Origin of the sequence: Bacillus sp. S14(2024) (assembly GCF_050473785.1) — a bacterium.
In the GTDB taxonomy this organism is placed as follows: Bacteria; Bacillota; Bacilli; order Bacillales; family Bacillaceae_G; genus Bacillus_A; species Bacillus_A yunxiaonensis.
This window is the reverse complement of sequence record NZ_JBFLUP010000006.1, coordinates 1,192,447-1,204,732: the sequence shown is the minus strand read 5'-3', so window position 1 is coordinate 1,204,732 and position 12,286 is coordinate 1,192,447. Positions and strand designations below refer to the sequence as shown.

The following is a 12,286-nucleotide window of genomic DNA, read 5'->3' as shown; positions in this document are numbered from 1 at the left end:
ATATCTCCCTCTTTTCTTTTCAATATAAAAACCCCCTCTTCTCAATGAAGAGGGGGACAGCATTTCATCCTCCTCTTATCATTCAGAACAATTTGTTCTGCAGGTCTTAGCACCGTCTCAAACATGTTGTTTGAAGGTTGCTGGGTTTCACAGGGCCTTTCCCTCCACCACTCTTGATAAGAGTTTCATTCTATTGTGAATGCCAAAAGTAAACATCATCCGTTCACTCATTAACAATCTTTGTTAATTTTTTCATTAATTTAGCATGTTGAAGTAAGAAAGTCAACGAAAATAAAGAAAAATAAAATTATTCAAAATATAGTTGCACTTCTTTCTAAATTTGTTGTAAAGTAAAAAACATAATAAAAAACTTCATATTTCGAATTCTTATCGAGAGAGGTCGAGGGACTGGCCCATTGACGCCTCAGCAACCATTAACAAGCTTTTTATTTGTTAATAAGGTGCTAATTCCAGCAAATTGAGAAATGATTTGACAGATAAGAAGAAGACTATATTCGTCATATATAAGCCTTCTTCTTAGAAGGCTTTTTTATTTTGTATAGGGAGGAATTCTATTATGTCTACAATTGAAACGAAGCTTGCCCAAATTGGAAACCGCAGTGAAACAACAACAGGAACAGTCAACCCACCTGTTTACTTCTCCACTGCGTATCGCCACGAAGGAATTGGAAAGTCAACAGGGTTTGATTATTCCCGAACAGGAAACCCAACACGTCTTCTATTAGAGCGCGCAATCGCTGACTTAGAACAAGGAGAGCAAGGCTATGCCTGTAGCTCAGGAATGGCTGCCGTTCTCCTTGTCCTTTCACTATTCCGTTCTGGTGACGAACTTATTGTATCTGAAGATTTATACGGCGGAACATATCGTTTATTTACAGAGCACGAACAAAAATGGGATATTCGATCCAGATACGTAGATACACAGCATATACAGGAAATTGAAAAAGCAATCTCACCAAAGACAAAAGCAATTTTCATAGAAACACCAACAAATCCACTTATGCAAGTAACGGACATCGCAGCAGTTGCTACCGTTGCAAAACGTCACAACTTGCTTCTTATTGTTGATAACACATTCTACACACCGTATTTACAACAACCCTTAACAACAGGTGCTGATATTGTCCTGCATAGTGCTACAAAATATTTAGGTGGTCATAACGATGTATTGAGCGGACTTGTCGTTGCTAAGGGTGAAAAGTTATGTGAGGAACTCGCTCACTACCACAATGCATCCGGAGCTGTATTAAGCCCATTTGATTCTTGGCTTTTAATACGCGGCATGAAAACATTAGCACTGCGTATGAAGCAGCATGAAGAAAACGCAAAAGCAATTGTTGCCTATTTACAAAGAGAAGAATCTATAACTGATGTGTTTTATCCAGGAAAAGGCGGTATGATCTCTTTTAAACTAAAAAAAGAAGCATGGATTGATCCATTCTTACAATCTCTTTCTCTTATTACGTTTGCAGAAAGTCTTGGCGGCGTAGAAAGCTTCATTACATACCCAGCAACACAAACACACGCCGATATACCAGAAGACATTCGCACTGCCCGCGGCGTGTGTAACCGTCTGCTCCGTTTTTCCGTAGGAATTGAGAACCAAGATGACTTAATTCAAGACTTACAGCAAGCACTAAAACAAGTAAAAGAAGGAGTGAGAATATGAGTTATTCACTAGATACGCTTTTACTTCATAATCGTTTTAAGCATGATAAACAAACAGGGGCTGTCAATGTTCCTGTTTATAATACATCCACATTTCATCAATTTGATGTAGATACATTTGGGAAATATGATTATAGTCGCTCTGGAAATCCAACGCGCGAAGCTCTCGAAGAAATAATTGCTTCACTAGAAGGTGGAAGCAAAGGGTTTGCCTTCTCATCTGGCATGGCTGCTATTTCAACAACGTTTCTTCTTTTATCACAAGGAGATCATGTTCTTATTTCTGAAGACGTATACGGAGGTACATATCGAATTATAACTGAAGTTCTCTCTCGTTACGGCGTTTCTCACACATTCGTTGACATGACAAATTTAGAAGAAGTAGAACGAAAGATTCAGCCGAATACAAAAATTTTTTATGTTGAAACACCTTCAAATCCATTATTAAAAGTAACAGATATTAAAGCCGTTTGTGAGCTTGCAAAATCTGTTGGGGCACTCACTTTTGTTGATAACACATTTTTAACACCCCTATTTCAAAAACCGTTAGAACTTGGAGCTGATATCGTTCTCCATAGTGCAACAAAATTTATTGCAGGCCATAGCGACGTTACCGCAGGATTGGCAGTTGTAAAAGATGAAGAGCTTGCAAAAAAAGTTAGCTTTTTACAAAATGCTTTTGGTGCTATATTGGGACCGCAAGATTGCTCCCTTGTCCTTCGCGGCTTAAAAACATTACATGTTCGCTTAGAGCACTCTTCACGAAGCACTGAAAAAATTGCCTTTTATTTGCAAGAGCATCCAAAAATTAAAGATATCTATTATCCTGGATTACCGTCCCACGCCGGATATGAAACGCAGCACAATCAAGCAAAATCAGCAGGAGCTGTCCTTTCCTTTACACTAGAATCTGAACATGCATTACGACAGTTTTTGGCCCACATTCAGCTCCCTGTATTCGCCGTCAGTTTAGGAGCTGTTGAATCCATTCTTTCATATCCAGCAAAAATGTCCCATGCTGCAATGTCACAAAAAGAACGCGAAAAACGAGGAATTTCAAATTCACTGCTGCGCTTATCTGTTGGATTAGAAAATCCAGATGATTTAATTGCAGACTTTGAGCATGCCCTTACGTATGTAGAAGAAGTTGTTATCTCTTAAAAAGGGGTAAACTAGAGAATAATATAAATACAAATTAACAAACCGACATAAAACCCCTTTCTTTTTAGGTGGGCAAGAGCATCTGGCTATGCATAGAAGCGGTCAGAGCCTTTTCCTACCACGTACAAAGGTTAAAACAAAGGGAGAAAGCGAGTGCAGGTCATGTTTTGTTCTGCATAACAGGAACTTACATGTTGAAAAATCAAAACTGTAATTATTGGTATTCCGAAAAAGAATTATAGACCTAAAAAGTTCCTTCAGAAGGCTGAAGGAACTTTTTTTCATATAACTCCCGTTAGCGGAAATAGAAGATGAAAGCTCATCTAACTTTAAAGTATTAAACTGATAATTTCATTAAAATTTGAGTTTCTTTGAATCCTAATCTTTTGTATAATTCTTTCACCGTATTCGATGCAAATACATTTAAACCTATTTCATCATAGCCCTTTAATTTTAATTCCTCAATTCCGTGCTGGATAAGCACCTTAGATAGTCCTTTTCCACGATATTCAGGTAAGACAAATATATCATAAATAAATCCATGAATTACATCTGTAAAGTAATCTTTATTTTGACCAAGAAGAATCCATCCTTGTATTTGATCCTCTTCTTTGGCTACTAGATAATATCCCCCTTTTTCCAGTATAGCGGTAAACATTGCATATACCTTTTCTTCCGGAGGATTAACTGTCTTACCAGTACTTTCATATACTCCAGCTGCAGAATGCTTTAAAATAACGCCCACATCTTGATTATTAGCTTTTAGAATTGGACGTGACATCATATATACTTTCTCTCCCATCGCTATTAAAATAAGTTTCCATAGAGATTTCCTTTTGATGTAGCCATGTATTTTGCACCTCTACACATCGATTTTCATCGTATCGTAAGCAAACGTTATATTCATACCTTCTGCTCGTAATTCAGCTTCGATTTCTTTCAGTTCATCATATCCATGGTTATCTACTTCTTCAATGTGCGTAATAATTGTTTGTTTTGCTTGTAATTGCTTCGCTACTTCTAGCGTATCTTCAAACGTCGCCTCGCGTATGCGTTCAATAAAAGTACGATCTCTTATCTGCTTTTTCGTCTTCCAATCAAACTCGACGATTCCCATAGGTAAGATTGCTACATCTAAATTACCAATTAAGTGAGCAGGCGGTTCCCATTTATATAATTCATCCATTGCAATTAATACTCGCTTTTCTTTTTCTTCTAATAAAAGTGCATACACATATTGTTCATATAAACGAAACGGAGTAACTTTCACTTTATTTTTCTCGAAAGGTTGCTCATCTCGTAATACGATTAAATCAATCCATCCTTGTTGCTGCATAAATTGAAGATGATCCCATGATCCTAGAAATTGTTTCATATCTTCTGCTACTTGCTCTGGTACATACACAGTAGTAGCACAAGCTTTATTCGTTTCAAACGCCATTGTTTCCCATATTCTCCGCCCCATCGTATGATCAGGATGCCAATGTGAGTAAATCCCGGCTTCTACTTTTGAAATGTGAGATCGCTCTAATTGCAATCGTATTTCCTCTGGTGTATCAATTAATAAATGAAGGTCGTGAATAAAAATACTTGGCCCCATTCTACTATATGGTAAACCTTTTTCTCTCGCATCTTTACTTACTTTACTATAACTCCCTGGTCTTGGAATCGGCGTGGCACCACCTGTTCCTAAAAATTCTATCTTCATGAATATCCCTTCTTTCCATCCTTACCAATTTCTAGATTGCTATATACAATACCTTTTCTAATTATTCTAAAAATTTTAATTTATATTGTTGAAAGAAACATAAAATATGGTAAAATTGTGATATAAATGAAAATGTTTTTTATTAAGAACGAAAATATCCATAATTTTAATTTACAAACCTTGATTTATCTCATTGGAAAAACGTCCAAAATTATCTAGTTTATTTACACCATGTTCTCTTTTCTTACAGTTTCTTTACTTTAGAGCATTTTTTTTGCAACAACTGTTTTCTTTGCTTTAAAATTTTGTTATGTATATTATGGTATAACAGCACGCATGGAGGTGGAAAGAATATGTTAGAAACCTTTCAAAAGGAATTAGAATTGTATGAAAACAATGCAGAATTATTGAAAGTACTTGCTCATCCAGTTCGTTTATGTATTGTAAAAGGATTGATTGAACGAGGCCCAAGTAACGTTTCTACAATGTATACAGGTTTAAATATGCCCCAATCTACGATTTCCCAACATTTAGCAAAGTTAAAAAGCGCTAAAATTGTTTCAAGCGAAAGAAAAGGGCTAGAAATTTACTACAAAGTAGAAAATGAAACGATTATTCAATTAGTTCGCGTATTACTAGGTTAGGGGTATTCAAATAAAAATAGGTCGTATTGTATATTTTTGATCTCATATCTTTAATATAAATATATATCATGAGAGGAAATATAAAAATACTACATAATCCTAAAAGACGTCGTATTAACCTATAAAACAAGGCGCAGAATTTTACTCTGCGCCTTATTTTATGAAAAAACATGTAGATAATGTTCTAAGTTTAAACACGAAATCCCCTTTTGCTGAATGACAACATCAAAAGCATCTCCCATACCACCTTGTAAAATCATAGAACGAATTGCACGGTTTTTCTTCTGTTTATCAGAAAATGGATTACGATCTTCATGATTTACAAGCTGTTCTAAAATACCTGCAGCTAGTAAAAACTCTCTTTGTTTCGTATGCCATACTGTTTGTAAGCCGTTCTCTTCCCCAACTGTCTTCAATGCATCCCAATGAATATGAGTTGTTATATCCATCTCTCCTGGGAATTGAAGAGGATCATGAATCATTTGATGCTTATAATAGCTTCTCATGCTTCCTTCACGATGAGCTGGATGCGCCCATTCTTCATTTGTATAACCATAATCTACGGTTATAAGTAAGCCTTCTTGCAGCCAACTTATCAGTTGTTTTACATAAGCATTCATTTGTAACGGTACTTCAAATCGTTGTCCTTCATAAAGTGAGATTTGATGTCTTTGCAAATACTTTATAACACTTTCACTATCTAGCGGTCGCAATACTTCAACAAGCTTACCTTCACTGTTATACTTTATACGCACTTCATATAACATTCTTCCTCGCTTCTCAATCACTTCTACAGGAAACGCATCAAACAACTCATTTGAAAAAACAATCCCTGTAAAGGAAACTCCTAATTCCTCATAGGATGCATATTGCGAAACATTTGGAAAGGAAATAAGTTGTTGTTTCTGCAACTCTCTATGAAACGGACTCACCTCTATAATTGAATATTGCATATTTCCAAACGTATTGGGAGATATCGTTTGCCACTCTTGTAATACGTCATATGCAAATTTTCCTGTTCCACCACCAACTTCACATATATGCGGTGAAACAACTCCTGATTTCACAAGCTGAATAAAAAAATGAGCAAATGTTTTTGCATAAATAGAAGACACGTTACTGCTTGTAAAAAAATCTCCTTGCCTTCCGATTTTTTCACGTTCTTTCATATAATAGCCATTATTTACATCATATAATGCAAGGCTCATATATGTACTATAAGAAATAGACTGATCTATTTCTTTTTCCATTGCTTGTTTTAGAACGTGTTCCATTCTCGTACCCCTTATTGTAAAAATGGATTATTTTCTTTTTCAAAACCAATTGTTGTTTCTGGACCATGTCCACATAACACTTTCGTATCATCCGGCAGTACAAATAACTTCTCTTCAATACTCATAATTAATTCTTGGAAACTACCTTCTGGCAAATCCGTACGACCAATGCTCATTTGAAATAAAACATCTCCGGAGAATACAGCATTCGCTTCTTTGCAATAGTATGAAATACTTCCTGGTGAATGACCTGGCGTTTCGTACATATCAAATGTAAATGAACCAATTGTTAATACTCCTTCTTCCTCAATGATGTGATCCGCCGGTTTTGCCGTAATACTACGGTTCATCATAAAAATTTGCGAACCATTAACAGTAGCATCGCCTAGCCAATCAGCCTCCTCTTGATGAACATATACCGGAATTTGAAAAGCAGTACGTACCTCATCTACCGCACCAATATGATCGAAATGTGCGTGTGTTAATAAAATAGCTAATGGCTTTAACTGCTCTTGTTTTACATAATTTACAAGTTTCTCCCCTTCACTACCTGGATCAAAAATAATACATTCTTTTTGATCATTACTTAAAATATACGCATTTGTTTGTAGTGGGCCTAACGGCATTTGAATCCAATTCACTCTTAATCTCCTCCAGTCATTACATTCATTTTCATCATACAACATTTTCTTCTCATAAGAAAAGAAACGATACCTCGACAACAATATAGAAAACATGTACAATTAAAATGAAAAAATATTACAAAAACTCAAACAAAAATGAGGGAGTAGAGGGGGATATGTATGGGTCTTGTTATTATTTTTGCGTTAGTCACTCTGTTAGGTTTATACTCTTCTCTTAAAACGTTGCGAGATAAGAACCTTCTTGCTGGAGGCTTTTCCGTTGCAACTGCACTTGTTTTCGGTTGGTTTACAGTCATGACTTTTATAAACAGTGGCTATCCAACAGCACATTAAGCAACTTGTTTAAACTCTCTACATACATCATGATTTCTAGCATATGCAAAAAGGAAGGGATCTCCCTTCCTTTTTCTTATCATACTCGTAAAAGATTATTCATTTTATTAATCTTCAACACATATAAAAATTCACATTACTTTGCTTCATACATATACTTTTTCACAAGCCACGCACCACCGATTACTCCGGCATCATTTCCAAGTGTCGCAATTGCTAGTTTTGTGCTTTTAACAGCACGTGAAAATGCATATTGTTCAAAATAGCGCTGAATTGGTTGCAACAATGCATCACCTGCTTTTGATACACCGCCACCAATAACAATTTTCTCTGGATTTAATGTACTAGCAATGTTTGCTACCGCTAGCCCTAAATAAGAAGCTACTTTGTCTACTATTTTTGCTGCTAATGCATCACCTTGTGCAAGTGCATCAAATACATCTTTCGATGTGATGCTTCCTTCTTGCTTTAGCATCAAACGTAGTACACTTGCTTCATCTGTTTCCTGCATTTTTTGCATCGCAACGCGTACAATACCAGTTGCTGAAGAAACTGTTTCTAAGCATCCTGATTTCCCGCAATTACAAGCAAAGCCATTTTCTGTTACAACTGTGATATGACCGATTTCACCAGCTGCTCCGCTTATACCATGTACGATTTCACCATTTGTGATAACACCGCCACCAACACCCGTTCCAAGTGTCATACAAACAATGTCTTTTGAACCTTCTCCAGCACCTTTCCACATTTCTCCAAGTGCTGCAATGTTAGCATCATTATCAACGACCACTGGTAAACCAGTTTCTACTTCTAACAAATCTTTAAGAGGATAGTTTTTCCATCCTAAGTTTACTGCTTCATAAATCATTCCAGAAGCAACATGAACAGGACCCGGGGCACCCATCCCGATTCCAATTAATTTGCTTTTTAACTCACCTAATTCTTCTAACTTTTTATCAATTGCTTTCGCAATATCAAGTGTAATATGTTTTCCCTGTTCACTTATATTCGTTGGAATTTCCCACTTATGTAAAAACTCACCGTAAATGTTAATAAACGCTAACTTAATTGTTGTTCCACCAAGATCAACACCAACCAACCATTTCTCTTCCATTTTACTATCCTTCCTTCATCGATTTCTTTAGCTAATCGCGGCCAGTAAGACCCCCACCTCAAGATTCTGAGGAAACAAAGAAGTTAGATGGGGAATAACTGCTGGCATGCGCCCGATTGGTGAGAGCTTTCCATCAGTGGGGGATGCCCCACTGATAGAAGTTTCACTTTATCTCTTTTTGAATTTCCTGCTTTAATAAAAATAAGGCAGTTTGATAATCTTTTGGCTCAATCAGCTGTGATTTATATAATTCACGAAGCTCATCGCCCATTAATTGTAAGTCTGCAACACGGTCTCCTGTATAAATAATCGTTCCAAATTTCTTTAATAATTGTTGAATATCATAAACAGATATCATTCTTTCACCTTCTATGTCCACTTACTATAAAAACATAATAAGAAAACGTTCACATATTTTATCCCGCTATTCGCGGGCAGTAAGATCCCCACTAATGGAAGTTTCACTTTATTATAATAAACATAAAAAAGAATCGTCAATTTATAATTAGACTATATAAGTTCTAACATAGAAATCGTTTCTTTTTCTGTAATAATTTTTTGTACAGTTTTATCAAACGGTTCAACTGGGATATGAGAGACAATTTGAAAATCAAAAACTAATGATAGCGTTTTCTCTTTATAGTTCACAAGATAACGATCATAATATCCTCCACCATATCCTACACGCTCTCCTTTTCGCGTAAACGCAACACCTGGCACGAGAAGTAAATTAATCTCTTCTGCTGATACCTCTTCTGTTATAGACGGATCTGGCTCTCGTAAATTCATATAAACTGTTTCCAGTTGTTCAAAATTCGTAATTTGGTGAAATGTCATTGTTTTTGTTTCGCGATTACATTTTGGGACAACAATTGCTTTCCCTTCTTCCCATGCCTTTTCAATAATTGCATATGTATTTACTTCACGTTCCATAGAAAGTGTAATCCCGATTGTTCTTGCCTCAATCCATTCTCGTTGTTTATATAAAGAATCCGCAATTTTTGCTGATAAAGTCGTATACTGTTCTTCCGATAAAGTATTCATACGCTGCAATATTTCTTTTCGTAATCTTTTTTTCTCTTCTTTCATCATAAATTCCCCCTATATACAAAAGAAACAGTAGGAAAATATCCTACTGCTTACTTTGTTTCGCGGTGTAACGTAGACTTCTTGTCACGCTTGCAATATTTTTTAAGCTCAAGACGCTCAGCGTTGTTACGTTTGTTTTTCTTTGAGATATAGTTACGATCTCCGCATTCTGTACATGCTAGAGTAATATTTACACGCATTCTTATTTCCCTCCAGTCACTAATAACTTAAATCAGACTATACTATAATACCACTTTTAAAATAAAAATTCTACACCTTTTGATATTGTCTAATTTTTTCTATAAGGGTATTCATATTTTCCTTTGCTATGACTGGATTTCTTGCTTGAGAATACACAAGAAATTTCGGTTGATTTACATCAGAAACAACATAAGACCACTCTTCTTCCGCATGTGTAAACTTAATTCCTTCTAATACCTCAAACTCACGCTGTGCCATGTCTCGCAGCAACATCCCTAACACTTTTCCTTTCTCATTCCATGAGCAAACTACTTCGTCACATAATAAGTAAAGTGGTGGATATTGCTCTAACATTGCCGGAAGTGTTTTCCCTTGAAGAACGATTAACTCCAATAATTTACCAATTCGAAATAAAATATCTTGCTGCCATCTCATTTGAAATAATTTCTTATTTTCATTCTGCATATAGAAAAGAAGATAACATTCCCCTAACTTTAATGATAATGGATAGACACATTCATCTTTTTCAAATAATAAATTTGGAATATCGATCTCCTCACAATTTGTATTTTTGTAAATATTCCCGTAAGAATCATATAACTCAAATGTATTTCCCTGTTCATGAAACATAATAGCCATATCTGCTTGACTCGATTTCATTAATGACTTAATATGCTCTTTTTTTTCAGCCGCATATATCCACGTTACTGTGCAGTCAATTTTCTGTAAAAAAGATAGTAACAAAGACTGAAACATTTCATCGCACTTATTTATAAGAAGATGGAATGTTTGTTTTTTTATAGCTGGTACATCTATTAATTGCAGAGCAGATTCAATATACATTTTTGAACAAACATGTATGACTTCGTTATTACCGATTTTTTTACAATCGACATATCGAAATGACTCCGCCATATACAAATTTTCTATTTCTTTTTGCTTTTTATATGTTAATCCCATTCCTTCTTCATTATAAAATTGAATGACTAGTTTCTCATCTTGCCCCTTATAAAAATACACACCGCCAACGACATTTGTTTGCCCGACCGCATATCGAAAACAAGACTCATTTATTTCTTGGCATTCCATTGTATGCAATCCCACTGTATGAACAGCATGTAAAAAAATATGTTTAAACATTTCTACTTCTGTATGTGCACTGCTGCCAATCAGCAAATTTCCTCCTTCTTCTAATAAAGAACCGTATGCCATTGCCAATTTCACAACAACTTGCGGTGTAATATCTAAATTACATCTTCCACACATACGACTTTTCTGCAGAAAACACGAAATATTTTCATGCTCTCTAATTCCAGATGAAGCAATAATTGTACTATTTTCAACAACTTTCTCTGGCCATACTTTTCCCTTCGCCTTGATCACTACATTCCGTCCAATTCGACATTGATCAGCCACAACACTCTTTTCAAATAAAGTAACTCCATCTTCAATAATTGTACTTGCCCCAACTGTTGTTCCAAGCAACTCACATTGCTTTCCTATGTACGTATGGGGGAGTAAAATACTTTTTTGAAGACGGGTATATGCAGAAATTATGCTATGCTTACCGATAATAGAATACGGCTCAATTACAGCTCCTGTTTGTATTGTTGTTCCTTCACCAATAAAAGCAGGACCGTGGATCTTTGTTCCTTTTTCAATTGTTACATCTTCACCAATCCATACCATTGGCAACACTTCTGTATATGGAATAGGTACATGAACTTTTTTCGTAAGCAAGTCAAATTGAGCTTGACGATATTGAGAAAATGTTCCAATATCAAGCCAATATCCATCCGCTACATATCCATACATGGCTTCTTTGTTTTCTAATAAAGGAAATACATGATGACTAAAATCAAAAAACGTATGAGGTGTAATATAAGAAAAAATCTCGGGGTTCATAATATAAATACCAGTGTTTACTGTATTGGAAATTACTTCGTTCCAACTTGGCTTTTCAATATATTTAATAACTTCATGACGCTGATTTGTTACAACTAATCCATACGATAACGGATTAGCTACTTCTTTAACAAACATTGTAACTATTCCGTTATGACTGTTATGAAAATCAATCCCTTTAGATAGCTGAAAATCTGTTAACGCATCTCCGCTGATCACAACAAATGGCTCATCTAAAAACTTCTCTGCTTGTTTCACACTCCCCGCCGTACCAAGAGGAGGAGTGTCTTCAAAATAATAGAGCTTTACTCCCCATTTACTACCATCACCAAAATAATTTTGAATAACGGAACTCATATATTGAACAGTAATAGCAATTTCTCGAATACCATGCTCTTTCAATAGTTCAATACTATATTCCATCACTGGCTTTTGTAGTAGAGGCAACATGGGCTTGGGAAGGTTACATGTTAACGGACGTAAACGCGTCCCTTTCCCTCCTGCTAAAATAACCCCCTTCATCG

At 35.7% G+C, this 12,286-nt stretch carries 13 protein-coding genes and 2 riboswitches; of the genes, 4 read left to right on the top strand and 9 right to left on the bottom strand.

Annotated features, from left to right (window positions below; translation table 11 throughout):
• Window positions 1-72: 72 nt before the first annotated feature.
• Window positions 73-183, bottom strand: a riboswitch (SAM riboswitch).
• Between the two features lie 201 nt (window positions 184-384).
• A riboswitch (SAM riboswitch) is annotated at window positions 385-504 on the top strand.
• A gap of 73 nt (window positions 505-577) precedes the next feature.
• Both AB1279_RS06395 and metC read left to right on the top strand, forming a co-directional pair.
• Window positions 578-1,690 carry a methionine biosynthesis PLP-dependent protein gene (locus tag AB1279_RS06395; protein ID WP_429758198.1) on the top strand — a complete coding sequence of 371 codons (1,113 nt, stop codon included), beginning with the start codon at window positions 578-580 and terminating at the stop codon, window positions 1,688-1,690.
• On the top strand, window positions 1,687-2,850 hold the full coding sequence (metC, locus tag AB1279_RS06390) for a cystathionine beta-lyase (protein ID WP_429758197.1): 1,164 nt from the start codon (window positions 1,687-1,689) through the stop codon (window positions 2,848-2,850). Before AB1279_RS06395 ends, metC begins: the two co-directional genes overlap by 4 nt.
• Window positions 2,851-3,187: 337 nt before the next feature.
• Here the strand turns inward: metC and AB1279_RS06385 are convergent, their stop codons facing one another.
• Entirely contained in the window at window positions 3,188-3,634 is a 447-nt protein-coding gene (locus AB1279_RS06385) for an N-acetyltransferase family protein (protein WP_429758196.1), read from the bottom strand.
• 78 nt (window positions 3,635-3,712) lie between these two features.
• Window positions 3,713-4,558 (bottom strand): MBL fold metallo-hydrolase, encoded by an 846-nt coding sequence (locus AB1279_RS06380; protein ID WP_429758195.1) that lies wholly within the window; start codon window positions 4,556-4,558, stop codon window positions 3,713-3,715.
• A gap of 353 nt (window positions 4,559-4,911) precedes the next feature.
• Here AB1279_RS06380 and AB1279_RS06375 point away from each other — a divergent pair, with 353 nt between their 5' ends.
• Complete coding sequence (locus AB1279_RS06375; protein WP_000894376.1) at window positions 4,912-5,202, top strand: ArsR/SmtB family transcription factor; 291 nt, start codon at window positions 4,912-4,914, stop codon at window positions 5,200-5,202.
• Between the two features lie 158 nt (window positions 5,203-5,360).
• On the opposite strand, the gene AB1279_RS06370 is transcribed toward AB1279_RS06375, so the two are convergent.
• A complete protein-coding gene (locus AB1279_RS06370; protein WP_429758194.1) occupies window positions 5,361-6,476 on the bottom strand; it encodes a class I SAM-dependent methyltransferase in 1,116 nt (371 codons plus the stop codon).
• An 11-nt stretch (window positions 6,477-6,487) separates the two neighbouring features.
• Window positions 6,488-7,117 (bottom strand): MBL fold metallo-hydrolase, encoded by a 630-nt coding sequence (locus AB1279_RS06365; protein ID WP_336481664.1) that lies wholly within the window; start codon window positions 7,115-7,117, stop codon window positions 6,488-6,490.
• A gap of 162 nt (window positions 7,118-7,279) precedes the next feature.
• Here AB1279_RS06365 and AB1279_RS06360 point away from each other — a divergent pair, with 162 nt between their 5' ends.
• On the top strand, window positions 7,280-7,453 hold the full coding sequence (locus AB1279_RS06360) for a DUF2759 domain-containing protein (protein ID WP_429753864.1): 174 nt from the start codon (window positions 7,280-7,282) through the stop codon (window positions 7,451-7,453).
• A 136-nt stretch (window positions 7,454-7,589) separates the two neighbouring features.
• Here AB1279_RS06360 and AB1279_RS06355 read toward each other — a convergent pair whose 3' ends face one another.
• The 5 genes from AB1279_RS06355 to AB1279_RS06335 all read right to left on the bottom strand — a co-directional run bounded on the left by AB1279_RS06355 (window position 7,590) and on the right by AB1279_RS06335 (window position 12,284).
• The gene (locus AB1279_RS06355; RefSeq protein ID WP_429758193.1) at window positions 7,590-8,567 is read right to left on the bottom strand and encodes an ROK family glucokinase; all 978 of its coding nucleotides are present in this window, start codon (window positions 8,565-8,567) and stop codon (window positions 7,590-7,592) included.
• Window positions 8,568-8,730: 163 nt separating this feature from the next.
• Window positions 8,731-8,925 (bottom strand): YqgQ family protein, encoded by a 195-nt coding sequence (locus tag AB1279_RS06350; RefSeq protein ID WP_141524992.1) that lies wholly within the window; start codon window positions 8,923-8,925, stop codon window positions 8,731-8,733.
• 152 nt (window positions 8,926-9,077) lie between these two features.
• The gene (locus AB1279_RS06345; RefSeq protein ID WP_429761310.1) at window positions 9,078-9,656 is read right to left on the bottom strand and encodes a 5-formyltetrahydrofolate cyclo-ligase; all 579 of its coding nucleotides are present in this window, start codon (window positions 9,654-9,656) and stop codon (window positions 9,078-9,080) included.
• 50 nt (window positions 9,657-9,706) lie between these two features.
• Window positions 9,707-9,856: a 50S ribosomal protein L33 gene (gene rpmG / locus AB1279_RS06340; RefSeq protein ID WP_012095458.1), complete on the bottom strand. Its 150-nt coding sequence runs from the start codon at window positions 9,854-9,856 to the stop codon at window positions 9,707-9,709.
• A 70-nt stretch (window positions 9,857-9,926) separates the two neighbouring features.
• Window positions 9,927-12,284 (bottom strand): sugar phosphate nucleotidyltransferase, encoded by a 2,358-nt coding sequence (locus tag AB1279_RS06335; protein WP_429753861.1) that lies wholly within the window; start codon window positions 12,282-12,284, stop codon window positions 9,927-9,929.
• Between the last annotated feature and the right edge of the window lie 2 nt (window positions 12,285-12,286).

Excerpts from the sequence above, each read along its gene's own strand:
- AB1279_RS06395 (WP_429758198.1), top strand. The coding sequence starts at position 578 with ATGTCTACAATTGAAACGAAGCTTGCCCAAATTGGAAACCGCAGTGAA.
- metC (WP_429758197.1), top strand. The coding sequence starts at position 1,687 with ATGAGTTATTCACTAGATACGCTTTTACTTCATAATCGTTTTAAGCAT.
- AB1279_RS06385 (WP_429758196.1), bottom strand. The coding sequence starts at position 3,634 with ATGATGTCACGTCCAATTCTAAAAGCTAATAATCAAGATGTGGGCGTT.
- AB1279_RS06380 (WP_429758195.1), bottom strand. The coding sequence starts at position 4,558 with ATGAAGATAGAATTTTTAGGAACAGGTGGTGCCACGCCGATTCCAAGA.
- AB1279_RS06375 (WP_000894376.1), top strand. The coding sequence starts at position 4,912 with ATGTTAGAAACCTTTCAAAAGGAATTAGAATTGTATGAAAACAATGCA.
- AB1279_RS06370 (WP_429758194.1), bottom strand. The coding sequence starts at position 6,476 with ATGGAACACGTTCTAAAACAAGCAATGGAAAAAGAAATAGATCAGTCT.
- AB1279_RS06360 (WP_429753864.1), top strand. The coding sequence starts at position 7,280 with ATGGGTCTTGTTATTATTTTTGCGTTAGTCACTCTGTTAGGTTTATAC.
- AB1279_RS06355 (WP_429758193.1), bottom strand. The coding sequence starts at position 8,567 with ATGGAAGAGAAATGGTTGGTTGGTGTTGATCTTGGTGGAACAACAATT.
- AB1279_RS06350 (WP_141524992.1), bottom strand. The coding sequence starts at position 8,925 with ATGATATCTGTTTATGATATTCAACAATTATTAAAGAAATTTGGAACG.
- AB1279_RS06345 (WP_429761310.1), bottom strand. The coding sequence starts at position 9,656 with ATGAAAGAAGAGAAAAAAAGATTACGAAAAGAAATATTGCAGCGTATG.
- rpmG (WP_012095458.1), bottom strand. The coding sequence starts at position 9,856 with ATGCGTGTAAATATTACTCTAGCATGTACAGAATGCGGAGATCGTAAC.
- AB1279_RS06335 (WP_429753861.1), bottom strand. The coding sequence starts at position 12,284 with ATGAAGGGGGTTATTTTAGCAGGAGGGAAAGGGACGCGTTTACGTCCG.